This window comes from Nocardia sp. NBC_01327 (assembly GCF_035958815.1).
In the GTDB taxonomy this organism is placed as follows: domain Bacteria; phylum Actinomycetota; class Actinomycetes; order Mycobacteriales; family Mycobacteriaceae; genus Nocardia.
This window is the reverse complement of sequence record NZ_CP108383.1, coordinates 4,688,396-4,709,721: the sequence shown is the minus strand read 5'-3', so window position 1 is coordinate 4,709,721 and position 21,326 is coordinate 4,688,396. Positions and strand designations below refer to the sequence as shown.

The following is a 21,326-nucleotide window of genomic DNA, read 5'->3' as shown; positions in this document are numbered from 1 at the left end:
GCAGCGAGTTCATTCGTGGCCACTTGTAGGAGCTGAAGCATCTGCCCAGCTCGCTGGGGGTGGCTCATGTGGGCTGCGGGTTTTGAAATTCCTTCATTGGGAGTGACGTTCAGTCGGTAGAATCGACGTACTGGCACCCTCGGTGAAGCGAGTGGTCGATGAACTTGGCTGTAGTTCGCAATCTTTCGTCCGCGCGTGCGCTGCGGACGCAGCACGATGTCGAGGATTTCGAGCAAGAAGTCGTCGACCAGTACGCGATCGCTATGGCGGCCGCGAATCTCTCCGACAGTCACATCGGCAGCGCCCGGGCCGTGATCGTCGAGTTCGCCCGGTCCCTGGATGGCCCACTCTGGACGGCCACTTGCGATGATGGGGATCGTTTCCTCGCTCAGCAGCGACTCGCGGGCCTGGCTCACAGCACCCGCGCGAGCAAGGCCGGACAGTTGGCCTGCTTCTACGATTTCGTGATCCGCCGCTACCAGGGCGATGTCCATGCCCTGACCGGCTGCGTCGTCGAGCAGCCGATCGACGAGTACAACCGGCCACGCAGTCCCGTGTACGCCGACGTTCGCGTGCCACCGTCGAATGCGGAGATGGAGCTGCTGTTCGGGCAGTGGCGCTCGTCGATCACCCAAGCCCGCAAATACCTTCCCGCAGCGCGGGATTACTTCGCAGCCTCGTTGTGGCGCCGGCTGGGCTTGCGGATCAACGAGTCGGTCATGCTCGACATCAGGGACTGGCGTCCGGACCTCGGTGCGTTCGGGAAACTGCATGTGCGCCACGGCAAGGGCAGCCGCGGCCGCGGTCCCAAACCGCGCCTGGTGCCCGCGATCAACGGCGCGGACCGGCTGATCGACTGGTGGCTCGGCGACGTGCGCCACCAGTTCGGCAGTGACTGGTCCAACCCCGACGCACCCTTGTTGCCCAGCGAACGGCGTGACCGGGACTTCGGCCGATGCCTGCGCATTACCACTGACCCGCTGCGCAAAAGCCTTGCCGCAGCAGCAGATACGTGGCTGCCCGGCTGGGCCGGGCGGCTGACTCCACACGTGCTGCGCCACTACTGCGCCTCGTCGCTCTACGCCGAAGGCATGGACGTCGTGGCGCTGCAGGAGCTGCTCGGACACGAGTGGCTCTCGACTACGACCCGCTACATCCACGTCCACAGCCAGCACATCGAACAGGCGTGGACCGTAGCCAACCAGCGGCTGGAAGCCCGTTTCGAGGAGATGTGATCCCGTGCAGTGGAACCTGCGGATGAAGGCCGCTGAGCGCGGTATCTGGAAGTCGACCGAGATGCGGCGCCTGCTCGCCGAGTCCGGCGTGGAGATCAGCGCGGGCAAGATGTCCCAGCTGTGGACCGGCACCCCCAACATCGTCCGCCTCGACGAGCTCGACGTAATCTGCTCCATCCTGAACTGCGAGCCGTCGGACCTGCTGATCCGTGAACCCCACAAGGTCCACCAGCGACGACCCGACCAGCAGCAGGCTGCCTCGGCATCCGTTACGCCACAGATCATCACGCCACGACTGGGCAACCGGCGCTCCGAACCACCACTGTGAGCGCGCCACCACCCAAATGCGTTGCGTGCCGGGTCAATCGGGTGGCCTGGACCAACCCGCGCGTCGACTTCTGCTACGCATGCCTGCCCGGCGGGCCGTTCACGCCCCCGCCGTGCCGGACCTGCGGATCGAGTTCGGACTACTTCAGCCAAGGCCGCTGCGAGCGCTGCCACCCCGGCGCGCCGCTGCACGTGGGGTCCTGCCACGAGTGCCTGGCCTGGGGCGTCTACCGCCGCCACTATCGGTGCTGGATCTGCCGCTGGTGGCGCGGCCACTACCCGGTCGGCACCTGCGCGTTCTGCGCACGCACGACCCCCGTCAACGGCGCGGGAGCCTGCCGCCTGTGCTGGGAGAACGCCCGCCACGTCCAAGAACCCTGCCGTGCGCTCAACCTGCGCGAGGCGAATCAGCATGGGCAGCAACTGTTCCTGGCCAACATGCAATACGACACAACCGTTGCCCACCGACGACGCCTCGCCCGTGAGCGGCATCTGCGCAGCCTCGAGACCTCGTCCAAACCGCTGTCCTACACCGCCCACCAGCAACTGGCGCTGTTCCAAATGCCCTATGGCTACGGAGTGATCAAAAGGCGGATCCAGATCCAGCAGTCGCCGTTGCTGCGGCACTGCGACCAGACCCTGCGTGAGCACGCCCGCAAGCACGGCTGGTCCAAACGTCTGATCAACGGTGTCGCCCGAACCCTGAGAATCCTTGACGCCCTTTACGACACACCGGGCGCCAAGATCCGCAGTAGCGATGTTCTCGCCGCGGTCCGCTACGGCGCGACCGTGATCTCGACGCTGGAAATCCTTGCAGCCATGGACCTTCTCGAGGACGACCGAAGTCTGGCCGTCGAGCGCTACTTCGCTCAGCACACTGTCGACCTGCCCGCCACGATGAGCAGCCAGCTCCAGTTCTGGTTCGACATCGTGCTGCACGGCAGCCCCACAGCCCCCCGAAGCCGCCCACGGCAGCCGGATACGATCTATACCCAAATCGCCGGCATGGCACCGATCTGGCACATCTGGATTCGGCAGGGCCACACATCCTTCAGTGAAATCACGCGCCAGGACGTGATCAACGCTCTGCCCGCCACCGGAACGAAACGGATCTTCGCCGAACGCGGCCTCAGCTCGCTTTTCACCGTCCTCAAGGCCCACCGCCGCGTGTTCACCAACCCGATGCGCGGAATGCCGGCCACCAAAGCCAACACCAACATCCCGCTGCCGCTGGACACCCAAAAGATCCGCGAAGCGCTCAACTCCTCGAACCCCGCGGCCGCACTCGCGGTCGCCCTGGTGGCATTTCACGCGCTCAACGGTCGGCAACTGCAGACAATCCTGCTGACCGACATCGTCGACGGTCGTCTCCGACTCGGCCAGCGCGGCATCCCGCTCGCCACCCCGGTCAGGACCCGTCTGACCGCCTACCTCGACCACCGAGCACACAAGTGGCCACAGACGGCAAACCCACATCTGTTCGTCAACCACAAAACCCACGCCCGGACCACACCGGTCAGCAAGCAATTCCCTTGGCAGACACTGAATATCGACGCGAAATCCCTGCGCGACGACCGAATCCTCCAGGAGATCTACGCCACCGGCGGCGACGTCCGCCGTCTCTGCGACTTCTTCGGCATTGGCATCGAAGCAGCCCTGCGATACCGCAGCGCCCTCGACCACACCACGACCGAGCCAGACCAGGGAACCCACGACCGCACATAGACTAATCACTGCTGCTCACCGCCTCGCGTCAGATTCTGGAAAGCCTCAGTTGGAGTGAACCCACTCATGTGGCCGGTGATCGCGGCGTCGGTGTCGGTGAGCGCTGTCTCGAACGGAGACCGGATGTGCGTGACCAGGATCGGATCTCGTGAACCGATCTTGACCAGTGCCTGCCCGCGCCCGAGCCGCATCAATGTCTCCTCGGTTCCGGCCGGCAGCCGGTACAGGCGTGCGGTTTCGGCGGCGTCGTCGGCGCGGGCCTGGCCGAACAATACGACGATCGAGGCTTCGGCCATCAGTGAGCGCGCCGGGGAATCGGCGGGTGTATCGGCGGGGTGGTGGAATGCCGAGACGGTCGAAAGTGCGAGCCCGCGTGAGAGTTTCAGGTTCGACCGGAAGACTTCTCCGGTGGAGCCGACCGCGACGTGCCAGCCTTCCTCGACGACGAGGATGGTTTGCTCGTGCGCGGCCGAGCGGGCGGCGAGCTTGTTGGCCAGCCAGGTGTTCGCGGTGGTCATCACCACCCGCAATGCCGGTCCTTCGGTGGGCAGCGCGGACAGGTCCATATGGACCAGCGGGTGCGTATCTAGGGCGTCGCGTACCGCGGGGCTGGTGGGGGCGTCGACCAGGCCGCGCAGGTCGCGGTCGGCCAAGCGCAGCAGGGCCAGACCCGGTTCCAGGCCCCATTCCAGGGCGCGTTCGCTCCAGCGGCCGCCGAGTTCGTGCCCGTCGCCTCGGTGCGGGTCCAGCAGCCGCATCGCGAGTTCTCGAATGATCGGGTCGCGTCCTTGGGCGCGGGCGTCGGCGTTGACCAGTCCCAGTCCCGAGCCGACGGCGGCTTTCTCTTTCTCGTCGAGTGGGCGGCCCATGGCGTCGGTGAGCACAGCCAGTACCAGCGCTTCCTGGCCGGCGGGCACAACACCGTCGAGGCCGCCGCGGTGTTCGCCACCCGCGCTGATGGCCGGATCGAGGAGATTCAGCCGGGCACCGGCACCGCCGACCTTGAATCGGATGCTTTCTGCCCCGAGTGCTTCGGCCAGCGGGGTGTATTCGCCGCGTCCGGCTTGGGGTTTCTTGTCTAGAACTACGACTTGGCGGCCGGCGACGAGTTGGCGTAGTACGCAAACGGTTTTGATCCAGGAGGATTTGCCGCGGCCGATATCGCCGATGACGCACACGTTGATGCCGGAGGTTTCGTCGCCGTAGGCGGCGAAGGCGTCGACGATCTCGAGTTCCTGGGAGATGGTGTTGAGTCCGGCCAGCACGCCGTCTTGGCGGACGCGGCGGCGGCTGGTGGCCAGATTCCATGCCTCGGCCTGGCGGGTGGTGGTCCAGGCGCCCTCGCTGCGTGGCTCGTACCAGCCATAGCGGTCCAGCCATCGTGCGCGCCGCGGTCCTCGCCGTCGCGTCATCGACGATTGCTGCTGGGCGCTTTCGGTGAGTCCGTTCACCGCGGTGGGGTCGTCGTTCGTCGATACCTTGCGGGTGGCGACTCGAGGGTGTCGCGGCATAGGGCACCTCCTCCTTACCGGGTGTGCGGGGTGGCCGCGAGTCCCCGGGCCAAGGGCAGGGTGGTGAAGACGGCGACGTCGTGATCGCCGACGCACCAGTCGATTTCGGTGATTGCTGATTCGTTCGCGGCTTCGGTGACGCGCAGGCAGGCGCGGTCGAGGTCGTCGGTGTCGCGGCCGGTGACGGCGATGCTGGCGGTGTAGATGGCGCCGTGGTGTCCGGTGCCGGGCATGAGGTCTTGGCGGCGGCGTTCGGAGGCGTCGGCGAGGACTTCGGTGGAGCCGTCGTCGAGTTTGCCTTTCTCCTGTTCCTTCGCTTTGCGGGCCTGGTCGGCGGTGACATCGCCCTTGGCGGCGGCGCGGGCACGATGGGCGGGCACGAAATCCACACGGACGCTCAGGGTGCGGATGGTGGGCATCGGGGCGATGTCGTCGTCGCCGGGATCGGCCTCGACACCGGTCAGCAACGGCGCCAGCCACAACGGTCCCAGCGCAACGGGTTCGATCGCCCGCGGGCGGATGTGCCCGACCCGGGTGCGCCACTGCCCGTGCGGGCCGATCGCGACGCAGTCGCGGCCGCCGACGTAGCTGGGCCAGCAGCTCGCCCAGCCGGCGTCGCGGTGTCGGTCGATCTTGTAGCCGGGATCGAGCAGTGCCCGGATGACCGCACATGCCCGCCGTTCGCCGAGCACATCGACCCGGCCCATGCCCGCCATCGCCAATAGTCGTGTGGCACGTTCGGTTTCGTCGCGGACGACTTGGGCGATGCCACCGCCGATCGGGGCGTTCTTGGTGCGCGCGAGCCGGGCGGTCTCGGCCATGAATGCCTCGGTCTGGGGAAACCGCAGCACGAGCAAGGAGCGATGTTCTTCGGCGAGCGGGGTGAGGGTGTCGATGAGGGTGCCGTAGGACTGCACCGCTGGCAATAGCCGCCCGTCACGCAGCCGTGCCACGCGGGCGTGCGCCCAGCGGGTGTGGCGCGTCATGTCGTGCGGGACGCTGCGATGCAGCAATTGCAGGCCACGTACGTAGGAGCTGGTGCGGGCCATCTGCGACAGGAACGTCCCGAACGCCGTCGACATCGCGGCATAGGCGGCGTCACCGCGCAGCCCGTCGGCGATACCGTCGACCGCGATGATCACCGAATAGTACGGGCGCTCACCGGGATTGGCGGTCCGCACGATGAACATGTCGTCCAGGCCGGTGCCGGCGACCGGCAACGGTGCGGTATTGCCCAGCGGCGGTGGGAATTCCCAGCCCGGATCGCGGGCCGCGTCTCCGCGGGCGGGGTCACCGGGATTGCGGTAGACATGCTCGCCGCGGCGACGCCGGGTCCACGTCCGCAGATCGTGGGCGCGCCGCGAGGCCCAGGAGGGTTTGTCGCGCCATTCCATCGTCGCCGCGAACACGGCAACCAGCCACCCCAGGGCGGCAGCGATGGCCCATGCCTGTCCGCCGCCGAGGATGTAGATCGCCAGTGCCGCAACGATACTGAGCGCCCACGCGGTCAGGACCGGTCGTGACAGGCCCAGCCAGCTGCGGCGGGCGATCTCCCCTCCGAGGATGCTGGTGCGCATACCGGTGCTCATTCGCCGCCCCCTTGCTCGGCCTCACCGGGTGCGGATTCGGCGGTGCTGCGGGCCTTGTTCAACGCCCCCGAAGCCGCTTGCGCCGCAATGGGTGTCGCGACCATCGCCGCCTTGCCCAGAGCACGGCCGACCGAGCCCACCGCGCCGATCGAAGTGCGTGCTGCCGACCTCCCCCGGCCAGTCTTCGCCCGGGCGTTCGCGCTCAAGGTTCCGGAGAATCGCGCCGCGGTCGGCGATCCAGACGAGGACTCCCCACTGCTACGCGACCTGGTCGAATTGTCTCCGCTCGAGTTATCGCGTCCATCGCTTGCACGCTGGCCAGCACCACCGGCTCGTTGCCCACCTCCGGAGCCTGCTTGTTGTCCACCGGCTCCGCCGCTTCCGGAGCTGCGGCGGCCGGTCCACCACATCGCGGTGCCGGCGCCGCCGACCGCGCCGGCCATGAGGGAGCCCGATTGCCCGAATCCGGCTGCGTCCGAACGCGAAGGCAGCAGTGGCGCGTACCGCAGCAGCGTCCACGGTGCCAGACCGACCACGAGAAAGGCGACAACCACCAGGCACAGCTGCCCGAGGGTGCCGAGCTTTTGTTGATCGGCTCCGCCCTCGGTCAACGCAGAGTTCAGCAGTCCGGTCATCGTGGCCAGCAGCAGGAAGAGCAGGGGTTTGGAGAACACGATGGCGATGAACAGCAACACCGGCCGCAGCGCTTTCTTGCGCCACTGCGGGTGCACCCACATGCCGAACCCGATCCCGGACGCTACTGCCAGCATCGGCAGAGCGACCTGATGCATGAGCAGTCCGAAGAACACCGCCAGTGCGCCGGCGATCAGCAGCAGGAACAGCAACAGTCCGACCAGCGCTCCCCCGACCAGATCTTTGGCGGTGAGTTCTCCGGTGAAGGTCTGCAGATTGGTGATCATCTGTCCCATGTCCGGGCCCGAGGCGTGGGTGATCGCGTCGGAAGCATCGTTCGCGAGGCTGACCAGCAGGGTCGCGAACATCGGGGCGAACAGCATCAGCAGCACCCCGGCGGGCATGTAGCCGAACAGGTCACCACTGATGGACTTGAGGGTTTCGCCTTTCGCGGCAGCTCGCCACAGCGCCAGCAGGGTCATCGCGCCCATGACGATCACCCCGATGCCGGTGCTCAGGGCGTACCAGTGCAGGAACCAGTCTGCGTTCGGATCGAACTTGCCGACGCTGGCCAGCCCGTCCAGGACCCGTGAACTCAATTGCACGGCACTGTCTTTGGAGGAGTTGGCCCAGTCGTCGATGACGCTTTGGGGGTTGTCGACGAATCGCAGTGTTGCCGCTGCGGCTTTCCACAGCCATCCGAAGGCCGACACGATCGCCACGCCGCTGGCGAATTGCTCTCCGACCACCGAAGCCAGCGTCGTCTCGATCGTGTCGGACAGGCTGGTGTTCTTCTCGAGCCAGTGGGCAGTGCCACCGAAGAGCTTGCCGACCGCACGATTCCAGAGCAGGCATTGGGTCTGGTCGCCGGTGGCGGGATCGGAGTTGGCGCAGTCGACGAAGTACGCGTGTGTGCAATAGGCGAACCCGACGCGGCAGGGATCGGTCCATACCTGGTCGGGAACCTTCTGATCACCCAACTGGGTGCGAATAGCACTCATCGATTGGTCGTCGGGATGGGTGGCCCAGTCGAAGCCCCATGCGTTCCCCGCCGCCCGGCCGGTCCAGCGCTTCAGGTCGTCTGCGCATGTGGGTGCGGGCATCCGGTAATCGGGGTCTCCGGCCGGAAAGACCTTCGGCAGCATGATTTTCGGAGGTTCGGTGTGCTGGGTGATGATCGTTTGGACTTGGCTCGTTTGGCCGGTGGCCTGCAGAGCGCCTCCGAGGAGTTGTGCTTTCTGCTTGTCATCGGCGGTCCAATACATCAGCCGGTCTTCGGCCGGCATGACCGCGTTCACGTAGGCGCCGACGTCACCGCCGCGGTCGGCGCAGGCCCCGGAGTACCACGCCGCCTTGAATTCGTCGGTGTTGGCGATGAATTGGCGCAGATCCGCGGGGAACCCGTCCGGCAGCGAGCCCGCCGAGGCTGGTGTCGTGGTGTCCGGGTCCGCGGCGGCGATCCCCACCGAGTGGAGGCAGGCGGTGAATATTGCTGTCGCGGTGACGATTACGGTGACGATTTGCCGTAGACGCATGACCTGTCCACCCCCTAATTCACGTAGAAGCTGTAGTAACCGGACTCGAGCGCCCCGGCCAGCGGGGACTGCGCGCCAGGAGCCACGCTCTGCTCGGGTGTCGGGCCGGTCTGGGAGGTCAGCTCCTTGGCTTTCCAGTCCCCGCCCTCCCACACCAGCGACACACTGTGGGTCGCCCAGGCGGTGATCACCGAGGCCGGGTCGCCGTCGCTGATCGATGACCGTGATACCGCGACCGTCCACACGCTCACCCGTGCGGCCGCAGGGGAGAATTCCAGCATCGACACGGCCGCCGGAACGAGGTTGACCACGTCACGTCCGGGAGCGCGGCCGGTACCGATGCCCAGCGAACGCCGCAGTCCGGGCCCGGGATCGCGTGCGATGACGGCGTGCTCGACCGCGGACATCGGGATGCGCCCTTGACCGGCCTGGGTCAATGCCTGCACGGTGTTGACCGCCGCCGTTTCCGCGCCCGCGCGATCGCGCGCGTAGCCGACCGGGACCCCGCTGGTGGTCGCTGTCGGCCCATGCGCGACCCGCACCGTGCTGATCGGATTGTGGCCGCCGGAGGACTTCGACCCGCAGGAGCCGACGGCCAAAAGCCCTGCCGCAGCGGTCGACACGATGATCAACGCTGCGATCAACCATCGGCGCAACGGCATTCGAGGTCGATCCGTCTCGGTGTTGGTCGCGGCGGTTGCCGGGGCGCTCGCCGCCGATTCGGGCGTGAGCTCGCCGAATCGTGTGCGGTGGGTGTATTTCATAGTGGCCTCCTCACCGGCGGGCGGTTCATCCGCCGACGACGAACAGGACGGTGGCTACGAGCGGGGATGCGAGCCCGACCAGGCCGAGGGAGACCAGCGCATCTTGCAGTTCCTCGCTGCCTTCGGCGAGATCGTTGGCGTAGCCGCGGGACTTGGCGCGCTTGACCTTGAACGCCCCGACGATCACCCGTACCGAGGCGCCGATCACCACCAGCGCCCACAGGAACGCCACGATCCGTTTCCACGAGGAATCCAGCGCGCCATCGAAGAGCCCGAAATCCGGCTTGATGCCACCCAGCGGATTCGTGATCTGCGCGGACGCCGAGGGTGCGGCGCATACGACGACCACCGCGCCCGCGAGGGCCGATCCGACGCCTTGGCATGCCCGGAACCCGAGCAGGGCAATGTGTTTCATTTCCATAGCCGTTCACCTCTTTGTGTTCGGAGCGGTTCTCACCAGCCCGGGTCGAGGTCCTCGACCGGGGCGCAGGAGGCGGGAGTGCGGACTGTTCGACTACGCGAGAGCTGCCCTTCGCGCAGCGCGTACGCCAGCAGCCGCTGATGAGTCGCCTCATCCGCACTCGCGGTCCATCGGGTATCGGGGACGAACCGCGACTGCATCGGAAGGTGCCGGGCGGCAAGGGTTTCCGCGACACTGTCGGCCACCGTGGCCGCGACTTCGGTCCAGGCGCGCACCGACTGCCGGCCCAGGCGACTGACGACGATGCGTTCGCCGCCGGCCAATACCGGGTCGAATGGCACCGGCACGACGCGCGTAATCCCCGCGGACGCCAAGGTGTCCGTGATCTCGGCCTGCTGGGAGCCGCCGCCGCACAGGGCGATCACCGCGCGTGCGGCCAGGTCTTCATGACCGTCTTCGGCGATGCCGTCCAGTAGCCGCAGCGCTGACACGATCACGTCCCGGCGACCGATGATCGGCACCACCAGCTGGGTGGCGTTGGCGACCGCCCACCGGAATCCCTCTGCCCGGTCGTTGCTGCCGGTATCGACGATCACGACTTCACGATGGCGCCGCAAGACCGCCAGGATCGCCGCGCACTCCTCACGCCCGATACACACACTGCCGCCGGGTGTTTGGTCCGAGGCCAAGATCTCGTCCAGAGTGGGCTGCCGTTGCAGGAACCGTGCCAGCCCGGACGCGTCAGCGTTGGCGGTGCACAGTTCTCGGGCATAGCCGAGCACATCCCACACGGTGTGCTCGCTCGGGCAGCAGGCCGTCCGCGCGGCGAGACTCCCGCACGCTTCGTGAGCATCCCAGGCCACCACGCGGCCACCGCGATGGCGGCCGAACAGCGCAGACAGCAACACCGCCGCGGGAGTTTTGCCGCTGCCGCCCTTCGGATTCGCGACCACGACTACCGGGGTGCCGGGCAGCGGCTGGCGGATACGTTCCACTGCCTGCCGATATGCCACCTCGTCCCCGCGCCGGCGAGGCCGCATACGGAGTCCGAACGCGTTGGCTCGCCCCCGCCAGCCCCAGCGAGCTGGGTCGGTGTGTACTCCTGCTGCGGGCTTGAGCAGCATCGCCAGTCGAGCCTCACGGACCGCTGCGACCTCGTCCGCCGAGGGCTCCCCGGGTCCGGCCAAATTCTGCTCACCGACCCCGTACGGGTCGCGTTCGTCCTGCATCACCCCGACTGGGTCGTCGTCGCCGGGTTCGGTGCCCGCCGAGGGATCTGTGTCCTCGCTGATTCCGCGGCTGCCGTCGTCGCTGCCGATCCGCAGTCGCTGCCTGCGCAGATCTACCGGTTGCTCAGCGGTGTAGTCGTCACGTTCAGCGGTGTCGGTGCCACTTTCGATGTCGTTGTCCATCACGGGCCTCCTTTCCCAGTTCCTGTGCTGGCGTGTCGGTTTCGCTGTCGGCTGCGAGTTCGCGCAGCAGTGTGTGGACGAAGCGCTCGCAGGCCATGGGCGATCGCATGCTCGTCCAGCAGATATCGCGAGTGCCCGGTTGCGGCTCGGCGGTCATGACGAGCCACCCAGTGCCGCGGCGTACTTGGTGGCCAAAGCGGGGATGGCTTTCACGTAGTTCAGGGTTTGGGAGTTCTGACAGACTCCCCCGGCCGCGAAGGTGCCGGCGGGGCCGCAGTTGTACATGCTCAGCCACAACTCGGTCAGGTCACCGTGCAACGTTCCTTGCGCCAGACCATTTTTCGCGCTTTGGGCCAGGTCGCAGTCGTAGCGTGCCTGCGACATCACCGCATCGGGAATCGAGGTGACGTCGGCATACCCCTTGCCTTCCACATCGATGCCGTATGTCGCCCATGTCCCGGGCATGAACTGTGCCGGCCCCCGGGCACCGTCCGGCGATACCGCGTCGGTGTTGAACCCCGATTCCTGTTCCTCCTGCCCGGCCATCAAAGGTCCGGTCACTTCCGCGCAGGTGGTGGCCGCCCGGCGGATCCACGGTTCGAATGCCGCAGGGACAGAGCCGGCCCTCAGATCCGGGCCGCCACCGCTGCCGCTCGCGACGACCGGCATACATCCCGCGGAGAAACCGGCCTCTTGTGCGACACCGAATCTCGCTCGTGATGTCTTCGCGCCGCCCGTCGTCTTCGCAGTGCTCGTCGCATCGGCGGTTGTCGTAGTCGCGATTTGCTGCGCCACCGCATCAGTGATGTCGATTGCGGCGCCGTGTTGCGCCAGCCACGGCACGGGGTCAATCTGATGACCGCCCTGCAGCCGTCCACCCGGCACCACCTCGAAGTGCACATGCGGGCCGGTGGCCTCGCCGTTGCTTCCCACCGCGCCGATGCGCTGTCCGACCTGGACTTGTTGTCCGACAGTGACGTTCACGCCGTCGTCGAACATGTGCCCGTACACGGTCGAGAGCAGGCTGCCGTCGATCTGGGTGTCGATGATGATCCAGTTCCCGAACCCCTCCGCTGGGCCGGCCGCAGCCACCGTGCCGTCGGTGGCCGCCAGGATCGCGGTGCCCGCCGCGGAGGCCAGATCCACGCCCAGGTGCGTCCCACCGTCGCGGGGCCCGAAAGGTGAGGACACGGTGTAGCTTCCCGCCGGCAGCGGCACGACGACCTGATTACCCGTATGTGGTTGCGTGCGTGGCACATCGGGCAGACAGCCCTGCTGGATCGGTGTGCGGTCCCCGGACCCGAGCAGCAACGCGGCGCCTGCGATCGCGAGGGCGGCGACCGGTACGAGCACCACGGCCAGCGCGCCCATCACACCACTCCGACGACATGGCGGATACGGTTGCTGAACCAGTCGCTCAGCCACTGCACCGCGGTACGACCATCGGAATCCACGACGTAGTGGTCGTAGCTTTCGTGCACACCCGAGGTCAGGAACGACACCGCGTCCGCACCCTCGGACAGCAGCTTCGAGAGCGCGTCGACGCCGTCGCCGCCGGCTGCATCGGTCTTGGTGGTGAGCGATTTCGACAATCCGCTCAGATCGGTCGTGCTCTGCGTTCCCTCTGAGGAACTCGACTGTCCGGTGAGGGTGTTCAGTGCCAGCGTGGCGAATCCGAGTGCGGTGGGGACGAAGTCGAGTAGGCGGGCGCCGACGGCGAGCAGATCGCCTCCGCTGCTGATGGTTTGGGCCAGCGCCCACACCTTGTCCTGCAGCTGACCGACCTGCCCTGCCAGTTTCGCCACGTCGAGGTTGGCCAGTACACCCACTATCGCCGAGACGATTTGAGCGGTGCCGCTCGGATCCGGGATCATCGCGATCAGCCGGGACGCGGTGTGCAGGTCGACTCCGGCGGCCATCTTCGCCAGCGGCTGGAACAGATTGTTCAGCTGCCCGAACATCTCGTGCAGTCCGTTCACCTTGCCGGCGGTGTCCATTGCCGGGTTCCCGAGCAGTCCGATCATCTGTCCCAGCGTGTCTGCCAGGGTGGGGACGTTCTGCGCGAACGACAATCCGTTTTCGACGACGTTCACCAGCTGGTTGACAATGACCGTGGGCTTGAGCACCGCCAGGACCTGCGCGGCCTGCGAGGCCAGATCGGAGGTGGAGGAGGACAGCGAATCCGTCAGGGGCGCTACGGCATTCGCGGCCGTTTGAGCATCCTGTGCTCGGTCGGTCTTGTCGTTGGTCTTCGGGCTCTGTGTGCTGAGATCCGACAGCGCATCCAATGCGGTGCTGACGTCGGAACGTCGTACCCCGTCGAGAACGGACCCGGCGAGTTTGTCCGCGGAACCGTCCGACGCGTCCGATAGCTTCTTCTGCGCGTCGGGGGTATTGGCGACCCAGGTACTCAGATCGACCAGGGGCTGAAGGGTTTTCGCAGCATCGGAGGCAGTGGCGCTCAGTGCGGACGAGTCCGTGCCGGCGGTCGCCTGGCTGCCCAGATGGGTGAGGGTCGCGGGCAGATCCGCGATCTTGTCCGCCGACAGATCAGTCGAGAGTGCGTGCCCCAGATCGTCTTTCTGGCTCGTACCGCTGTCGCTGCCGGTGGCCGTCGAGTCGCCAGACTGGGTCAGCGCACGCCCGATGCCTGCGGTGATCGGGTCTTCACTTGAGTTCGTGGCGCAGTATTTGTCCTTAGTGGCACAGATTTCCGCGGTCACCGCCGACAAGGCACAGAATCCGCTCGCGCGGGTGCCGGCGATGCCCTGACCGTCTACCGAGGGTCCGATCAGCTTGCCGCCGGAGGTGCCCTGCTTCGGATCAGCGACAAGTCCTACCCCGAGTACTCGATCCGCAGTGAGGGGATCCCCGTTGCATCCGATCGAGGCGCCGACATCGCCCATCGCGTCGGCGCCCTGGCTGTAGCCGGCCAGGACGAATTTCGTTGCAGGACAGGCACCTGCGATATCGCCGACGACCCGCCGGACGGCCGCGACGCCGGTGGCCTTGCTGTCGCTGTAGGCCATGCCGTCGAACGCCTCGGCGGCGTACGCGGGGAACCGATATTGGAACTGGGAGCCGAACTGCTGTGCCAACGCCGTCGCCACCGGTGCGAACAAGCCCACAGCCTGGGTTTCGTCAGCGCCCGCATGTGTTTCCCAGGTCCCGGGCAGGAACACACCCGTCACCGCCGGGCAGCTCGATGCTGACGGGGATTCGTCCGCTACTGCGGTGCCCGAGACAGCGGTCGCGGTCATTGCGGTCGCGCAGGCCGTGATCACCACCAGCCCGGCACGGTAGCCCGGTGCCCGACCTCGGCGGCTCTCACCGATTCGCCGGCTCCTGCCAGCGCCGGTCATCACCGGTTCCCCTGGGATTCTTTGCGCGCTCGCACCCATTCATCGACCACCGACGCCTCCAGCAGCAGCGGGGAATTCGCGGCATCACTGTTCTTCCACGCCTGCGAATACAGTGAATGCCCCAGTATCCGTAAGTGCCTGATCCGGTCCGGAGAATGTCCTGTCCGCTCGCTTATCTGACGAATATTCAGCAATCGATCGCGGCACATACGACCACAGTGATCACACGGATTTTCTGCCACGGAAAACCTCCAATCCCAACGCCGAATAGCCAGCTTCATCCGCGACGTATGAAGACACGGAGATTCTGGATTCGGCATGACTCAGCTAGCCCCGAAGTTTCGCGATTCGAATTGCCTGCACTGAACCGGTCAGCGTTGTCGGGACTGCAATTAACGATGAATGACAGCGGTCGCTTCGATCAGATCGCAACGGGATGCAATCGAGTAGCGGATGATTAGGCGTTCGAACTGCAAATTTGTGCATTCGCAGTGACCAGAGCTTCGCTATTCTGCGTCGAGCATCCGGCGCTGCCGAACGCGGCGCTTCAGCCGTAGCTCGTTGTCCAGCATCTTGTCGTAGAGCCGCTCGAATCGTTCATCGAGGGCCTCATCCCATATCAGGATCGCTCCACGCTCAGAAGACCGATGCGAACGCCGACAGGCGTGATCGAGGATTTTCATCGCACCCACTCCCTTCCGATCCGACGGACCCTCACCGGAATACGTGTCAGGACGCATTCGGAAGTCGCCAGAATCGCAAGGCCATGCCGGGCTGTCCCAGGGCCTGAAAGTGCCTACGCTCAACCGATCGGTCGAGGTATGTGGGGAGTCCAGCTTGTCATCCGGTTCCGCATAGCGGGTGCCGGGAATCTCTCAAAAGAGAGGCATACATTTAATGTAACCGATGTCACATAGTTGCGCAAGGTTTTCCTGGGTGACGGACTACAAACTCTGACATCGAGTAAACAGAAATAGTGGCGAGTATAGGAATTTGATGTTCCCAGGTGGGCAATGGTGTCAAACATTGCGGTCGCATGATTCTTCAACACCCCACGCGGGGCCATTGTTGCGCATTTGTCCACATCGACCGGGCGAGAGGGTTGCTCGACGTCATTCAGGATTCACTGCCATGGATCCCAGCCCAGTAGGGCTGTGATCTCGACATAGTCCACAGCGAGCTGTTCCATCCGTGTCCACACCGGCGGCGGCCAACCAGATTCCCCATGCTCGGCAGCGCAGGCTCGGGCACGGTCCAGGTCGATCCCCGCTCCACCGACCAGGGCAGAACGCCGATCAGCCAGCTGCGGATCCCTGTCCCGGTTGGCCTCGGCGGCCGCCCAGTGCGCGATCAGCTCCTGCAGCCGCCACTGCTTCTCCGAGCCGGCACGATAGAGCTCGAATTCCTCATCACTCATCGCGTTCCGGCACTCGGGCTGCAGCAGCAGTCGAGCATCGAACGAGGTGATGCGTTCCATGGCCGCCGCAGCCGACGTCTGGTTGTTCCATCCTGCGGGATCGTATGGCCGAGTTCGATAGTGGTCCAGGGCAGACTCTGCGGCCCGCAGCGCTGCTCCAGCGGCGTAGGTCGGGTCCAGCGGCATACCATCGATGACCGCCGGAGAGTGGTCCTCTAGTCGGTAGACGTTATTCTTCACGACAGCCTCCTTCATCGATGTTCTCCGAATCTGTTCTTGTTGAACAGTTCTCGTCCAGTCCGGCTGATACGCGCGCTTCGGATGCCGCCACTGCGGGTCGGCAGCTCTTGTGCATAAGTAGCTCACCAGCGCTAGGCGGCTTCATCGGAAATCCCTTGGCACCGAGCACATTTGTCGACTACAGATGCTGGCATCGGCGGAACGATCGCGATGTCCGCGAGCACCTGGGGCTGATCGCCGGTGACAATTCGGGTCCAGTGCGATTCCAGTTGGATCCAGTCGTCGTCAGGATCGAATCGGATCCGGGCACGCACGCTCGCGGTAGTCGAAGTGCCGGCGAGCATTTCGAGACCCGCGGAGACGATGGCGGCCTGGTCCTCTGGGTGCAACAGGGGTCGATGGTGGGCCCATCCTGCGATCCGGTCATGGTCGTTGGCAACCCAATCATGAATGACCAGTCCATTCAGGTCGATGAGAGCCAAGGCGTGGCCGGGCAGTACCGGCACATTCCGCAATGCACTGGAGTACATGTCGGGGGGCACCGGCGCTTCGACATCAGAAATGTCGCACACGACGGCACGAACGTTGCGGCCGATTCCCGCACCAGTAGCACGCGCAGCGAGGTGAAGCCGGTGCACAGCACCATCACCGAAGGTCCTTGTGGCGCAACCGATCCATTCATCGATCGGGTTGTCGAAGCTGAGGAGGGCCAGGAACTCGGAGCGGTCCTCGAAACGATCGAAGTGCGACAACATCTCCGGCAGCATGAGTCGTTCCACCTGTTGGTCGTCGAGCAACATCGAGCGCGCAGACGCGGACGCGGAGACCACGACCGTGGCATCCCACTCCAGGACACCAATGTTCGGCAGTGGCGGCAGTCCTTCGTCAGCGTCGCCTGCCCAGAGGGCAACCGCACGGACATGTCCGTATGGACCGAAGAACGGGTTGGCAACGATATTGATCGGTGCTCCGCACGCCAACTTGAGTTGGTCGATCGCGACCCGACGGCTCACCGCGCATCGCTCGACGAGGCGCGGCAGCCGACGGGCGATCGCGATGTTCGTCGCGATCGTGACGCGGTTGAGGTTGGCGAACCGGCGCGGATACTGACCGTCCACAAGAACTGTGACGTCGTTGGCGTCGCCGAGTCTTTCCACCACCACCCAGCGTTTCGGGGAGTGTGTGCCGTTGGGATGCAAGCATCGGGCGATGCGCGCAGGCATGTCCGCCGGCGATGCGAGCCGCGGTTTCTCATCGCATGGCAAATGCTGGGATGTAGGCCTGCCAGAGTTCGGAGACTGCGATGCCTCCATAGGGATCTCGACCATCGGAACCACCTCCAGGACGTCTTCGGCTGCGCGCATGCGTAGCCACCTAGCGACGCGGAGACGGCTGACTTCACATCTCGCGTAACTCCCTGGAGGGAGTGCATTTTGTAGCGTAGATCACAGTTGAACCTTCCGCAACGGTTCAGCTATCCGCCCTATTGGCAAGTCACCAGCAGGCCGAATGAGCGAGGTGAAGAACCTGAGAGCCCCCTCCGATCCCGGAAAACCCGACGGCAGAGGCACGGTGTAGATCTCGATCGGCAGCCAATCATGGTCGACTGTGAGCAGTCGGACAACGCTGTGAGCTCCGAATACTCTGCCCGTTGCCAGGTCCGCCATCATGCTCAGAAAGATCGCTTTGTCGTCGGGATGAACCAGATGCGTTGTCGCGAGGTTCCACTCGCCTTCACTTGTCGACGCGACCGTATCCCCCGACGTTGGGTGGTGCCGCCAGGCGATCTGTGGAAGTGGGGGCGTCAGCCACTCGATGATCTGCATGAGTCGCATATCGATCAACGCGGTGGTACCGCCGAGCAGCGCCACAGTCGCGTCGTTGTGGTAGGTGGGCAGCACGATGCCAGGGTCGCGTCCATGTTCGACTTGTAGAAGCAGTCCCCGCAGCCGGTGCGGCTCGTGATATCGAAAGTAGCCTGCTACCCGCGCTGTGCGGGCATCATCGGCGGTGAGGATCTGGATCGGACCCTGCCATTCGGTGTCCGGCTGTGGGTCGATGGCGGCGGTGATCAGCTGATCTCGGCGTTCGCACTCGATGATCCGGGACAGGAACCAGGCACCATGCAGCAAATTATGACTGGCCGGGAGCACCGACCCTCCAGCTCCAGCGCTGATCAGCGTCCACAACTGCCCATCCCATACGAAGGCATCCACCTGCGGTGGATCCAAGAGTTCGGCCCCGTCGTCCCCAGCCCAGAGCTGCACGGCGAGGGTGCGTCCATCCAACCCGTTGATCGGATTGGCCACCACATTGTGCGCCGCGCCGCGGATAGTGATCGACCGAGTGCACGATGCATGAGTCTCAATTGCTCGCACGATCACTGAATGAGCCAGGTTCGCAAGGGAATTGGGGCGCACAGCCCGGTAAAGGGACCGCCATCGCGCCGAGCCCTCCTCGGGCACGTACCGCAGCAGTGCCTCGGGTTCGGCGGCGTCGATGAGATACCACATCTGATCCTTCCCTTCGATGTCGGGACGGCCAGTACCTAACACTGCCTGGCGTGCGCGCCAGCAAGATCAAGTTTAGTGACGATCGGGGCATCGTCAGCGATATCGCTGACATCCGACGTCGTGGCCAGCAACAATCGAGTCCGTGGATGATCCGCAGGACCTGGCTACGAACGTCGTCGTCGACCGATACGTCGTCGATCATGGAGGACGCCGGCGCGCCTCAACAGTGGTCGTTCCACGAAATCCGGTCGACACTCCGGCGCTCGTCTTGGTGCTGCACGGGTTTCTCCAGACCGGGGATTCGATGCGCGAGTTCAGCACCCGCGCCTTCGATGCCCTCGCGGCCCGCGGACACGCTGTCGTCGCGTATCCGGATGCTATCGGCCGCGAATGGAACGGGGCCCGGAAGGCGGTCATGCTGTCGGCAACGGCAAAAACCATCGATGACGTGGGATTTCTACGCCGATTGGTCGAGGACCTGGCCGAACAGCACACAATCGACCGCCAGCGGGTCTTCGCTGTCGGATATTCGCTCGGCGGCCAGATGACGATTCGGCTCCTGCACGATGCTCCGGATGTGCTCGCCGGCGCGGTATTGATCGGCTGCAATCTGCCCGCACCCGAGAACCGCTCGGTTTCGGATCAGCCGGGCAGGGCAGTGCCCTTGCTGTCCATCCACGGGACCGCGGACCCGCTGGCCCCGTACGAGGGTGGCCGAGTCAGCTTTCGCGGACTGTTCTCCAAAGGAGCTCATCTGTCTGCCCTCGACACCGCGCAGTACTTCGCAGCGCGCAATGGTATCGACGCTCCCCCGACCGTTCAGTGGCTCGCCCCGGACCGCCCTTCACGCACCACGGTCCGCCGAACGGATTACACGCAGGCAGACCGGTCACCGGTCAGTCTCTACACGATCGTCGACGGCGGTCACCAAATCCCCGGTGCCTCAAAAGGTCCACGGTTCCTGTACGGCAAGCCCAGTGACAACCCGGTCACGGTCGAGACCATGTCCACGTTCTTCGGATTGTTCCAAGATCGCTGAAGGTGCGCGCCTGTTCGTACCGAGGATGGCAGACTTCGGGATATGAGCGAGGCGGCTGCAGCGTCGGACCCGATCATCACCTGTGGCGCTCGGACACGGCGCCAATCGGAGACGCACCAGCGTGCCGGGAGACTCGCGGCCGCTCTCGCCGATGCCGGAGTCGGCGCGGGTCAGCGCATCGCGATCATGGCCCGCAACGACATCGAGTTCCTCGAGGTCTCCCTCGCCGCCGCTACCTGCGGCGCGAACCCGGTGCCGATCAATACGCGGTGGCAGGCACCCGAAGTCGCGCACATACTCACCGACGCCGATGTCCGAATGGTCTTCGCCCACACCGAATTCGTGCCCATCATCGAGCAGGCAGCCAAATCTGCACATGTCAGTCCGGTCATCGTCGAGATCGCGATGCCGGAGGGACTGACGCGCGAGACCGGCGTGGGCCGATCGCCGAATCAGCCGACCGGGCGGCACGCAATGTTCGAGGAGTGGATCGACGCGGCCAGTGAACCGCTGGGGTGGGTAGAGGGCGCGATCGCCGATTCTATGGGGCTGATCTACACCTCCGGTACCACCGGACGACCGAAAGGTGTACTGCGGCAGCGCATGACACCACAGCAGTTGCTCGCGATCGCCGGCGCGACGGCGCAGCGGATGGGATTGACGCCCGGAGGCCAGATGCTGGTCGCTGGGCCGCTTTATCACACCAGCCCCAACGCGGTGGCACTGTTGGCGCTGCGCATGGGCACCAACATCACCGTCATGCCGCGCTGGAACGGCGAGCAATTCCTGAAGCTGGTGCACCAGAACCGAATCCAACACGCCAAGATCGTCCCGACCATGCTCTCTCGGCTGCTATCCCTGCCTCTGGACGTGCGGGCCCATTACGACGTAACCAGCCTTACCCACCTCATCCATTCGGCTGCGCCCTGCCCGCCTGCAGTGAAACGAGCCGCCATCGACTGGTTCGGCGCCGCGCTGTGGGAGTTTTACGGCTGCAGCGAATCCGGTGCCATCACATGGACCAGCAGCAACGACTGGCTCGAGCACCCTGGGACCGTCGGCCGCCCACTGGACGGTGCCGCTGTCGTCATCTTCGACGAGCGCGGCACCGAATTGCCGCCCCGCCAGATCGGGCGCGTATTCATCAAAAGCGCCGACTACTGGCCCGATTTCGACTACCTCAACCAGCCCTCCCCAAACACCACGCCCCGGCCGGGCATGATCACCGTGGGTGACCTCGGCTACCTCGATACCGACGGGTACCTCTACCTGACCGGACGCACCAGCGAGGTGATCATCGCAGGCGGCGTGAACATCTACCCCGCCGAGATCGAGGCGTCGATCAGCACCCTCCCCCACGTGGAAGATGTCGCAGTCTTCGGAATCCCTCACCCTGGAGATCTCGGTGAGCAAGTCGCCGCGCACATCATCACCCGGCCCGGCGCGAAGCTCGACGAAACGATCATTCGTACCGAACTCGTAGGACAACTCGCCGATTACAAAGTCCCCGCAGTCATCCGCGTTGTCGATGAGCTGCCCCGCGACGACTCGGGCAAGATCTACAAGCGCCAGCTGCGTGCCCTCTACGAGCGCCGATAGAGGC

The 21,326-nt window shown here is 65.3% G+C and carries 17 protein-coding genes; 5 read left to right on the top strand and 12 right to left on the bottom strand.

From position 1 onward, the window contains the following. Window positions 1–158 precede the first annotated feature (158 nt). Genes OG326_RS21490 through OG326_RS21480 form a run of 3 tightly spaced genes read left to right on the top strand, consistent with a single transcriptional unit; the run spans window position 159 to window position 3,287 of the window. Window positions 159–1,235, top strand: coding sequence for a tyrosine-type recombinase/integrase (locus OG326_RS21490; RefSeq protein ID WP_327138884.1), 1,077 nt, complete (start codon window positions 159–161; stop codon window positions 1,233–1,235). A 4-nt stretch (window positions 1,236–1,239) separates the two neighbouring features. Beyond that, window positions 1,240–1,563 carry a helix-turn-helix domain-containing protein gene (locus tag OG326_RS21485; RefSeq protein ID WP_327138883.1) on the top strand — a complete coding sequence of 108 codons (324 nt, stop codon included), beginning with the start codon at window positions 1,240–1,242 and terminating at the stop codon, window positions 1,561–1,563. 41 nt (window positions 1,564–1,604) lie between these two features. Next, entirely contained in the window at window positions 1,605–3,287 is a 1,683-nt protein-coding gene (locus OG326_RS21480) for a hypothetical protein (RefSeq protein WP_327138882.1), read from the top strand. 5 nt (window positions 3,288–3,292) lie between these two features. On the opposite strand, the gene OG326_RS21475 is transcribed toward OG326_RS21480, so the two are convergent. From OG326_RS21475 to OG326_RS21420, 12 genes are all read right to left on the bottom strand, one after another. Next, window positions 3,293–4,798, bottom strand: coding sequence for an ATP/GTP-binding protein (locus OG326_RS21475; RefSeq protein WP_327138881.1), 1,506 nt, complete (start codon window positions 4,796–4,798; stop codon window positions 3,293–3,295). A 14-nt stretch (window positions 4,799–4,812) separates the two neighbouring features. Continuing rightward, a complete protein-coding gene (locus tag OG326_RS21470; RefSeq protein ID WP_327138880.1) occupies window positions 4,813–6,387 on the bottom strand; it encodes a hypothetical protein in 1,575 nt (524 codons plus the stop codon). Beyond that, window positions 6,384–8,555 carry a hypothetical protein gene (locus OG326_RS21465; RefSeq protein WP_327138879.1) on the bottom strand — a complete coding sequence of 724 codons (2,172 nt, stop codon included), beginning with the start codon at window positions 8,553–8,555 and terminating at the stop codon, window positions 6,384–6,386. Before OG326_RS21465 ends, OG326_RS21470 begins: the two co-directional genes overlap by 4 nt. A gap of 14 nt (window positions 8,556–8,569) precedes the next feature. Further along, complete coding sequence (locus tag OG326_RS21460) at window positions 8,570–9,319, bottom strand: hypothetical protein (protein ID WP_327138878.1); 750 nt, start codon at window positions 9,317–9,319, stop codon at window positions 8,570–8,572. A gap of 25 nt (window positions 9,320–9,344) precedes the next feature. Further along, window positions 9,345–9,740 carry a hypothetical protein gene (locus OG326_RS21455; protein ID WP_327138877.1) on the bottom strand — a complete coding sequence of 132 codons (396 nt, stop codon included), beginning with the start codon at window positions 9,738–9,740 and terminating at the stop codon, window positions 9,345–9,347. Window positions 9,741–9,772: 32 nt separating this feature from the next. After that, window positions 9,773–11,152: a MinD/ParA family ATP-binding protein gene (locus tag OG326_RS21450; RefSeq protein WP_327138876.1), complete on the bottom strand. Its 1,380-nt coding sequence runs from the start codon at window positions 11,150–11,152 to the stop codon at window positions 9,773–9,775. 153 nt (window positions 11,153–11,305) lie between these two features. Further along, entirely contained in the window at window positions 11,306–12,298 is a 993-nt protein-coding gene (locus OG326_RS21445; protein ID WP_327138875.1) for a peptidoglycan DD-metalloendopeptidase family protein, read from the bottom strand. A gap of 224 nt (window positions 12,299–12,522) precedes the next feature. Then, entirely contained in the window at window positions 12,523–14,439 is a 1,917-nt protein-coding gene (locus OG326_RS21440) for a cutinase family protein (RefSeq protein WP_327138874.1), read from the bottom strand. A gap of 581 nt (window positions 14,440–15,020) precedes the next feature. Then, window positions 15,021–15,197, bottom strand: a complete 177-nt coding sequence (locus OG326_RS21435) for a hypothetical protein (RefSeq protein ID WP_327138873.1) — start codon at window positions 15,195–15,197, stop codon at window positions 15,021–15,023. A 440-nt stretch (window positions 15,198–15,637) separates the two neighbouring features. Continuing rightward, window positions 15,638–16,186 (bottom strand): hypothetical protein, encoded by a 549-nt coding sequence (locus OG326_RS21430; RefSeq protein WP_327138872.1) that lies wholly within the window; start codon window positions 16,184–16,186, stop codon window positions 15,638–15,640. Window positions 16,187–16,302: 116 nt separating this feature from the next. After that, on the bottom strand, window positions 16,303–17,535 hold the full coding sequence (locus OG326_RS21425) for a GAF domain-containing protein (protein WP_327138871.1): 1,233 nt from the start codon (window positions 17,533–17,535) through the stop codon (window positions 16,303–16,305). Window positions 17,536–17,616: 81 nt separating this feature from the next. Further along, entirely contained in the window at window positions 17,617–18,684 is a 1,068-nt protein-coding gene (locus OG326_RS21420) for a GAF domain-containing protein (protein WP_327138870.1), read from the bottom strand. Between the two features lie 142 nt (window positions 18,685–18,826). On the opposite strand from OG326_RS21420, the gene OG326_RS21415 reads away from it, so the two are divergent. Next, window positions 18,827–19,723 (top strand): alpha/beta hydrolase family esterase, encoded by an 897-nt coding sequence (locus OG326_RS21415; protein ID WP_327138869.1) that lies wholly within the window; start codon window positions 18,827–18,829, stop codon window positions 19,721–19,723. 42 nt (window positions 19,724–19,765) lie between these two features. Then, window positions 19,766–21,322, top strand: coding sequence for an AMP-binding protein (locus tag OG326_RS21410; RefSeq protein ID WP_327138868.1), 1,557 nt, complete (start codon window positions 19,766–19,768; stop codon window positions 21,320–21,322). Window positions 21,323–21,326 lie beyond the last annotated feature (4 nt).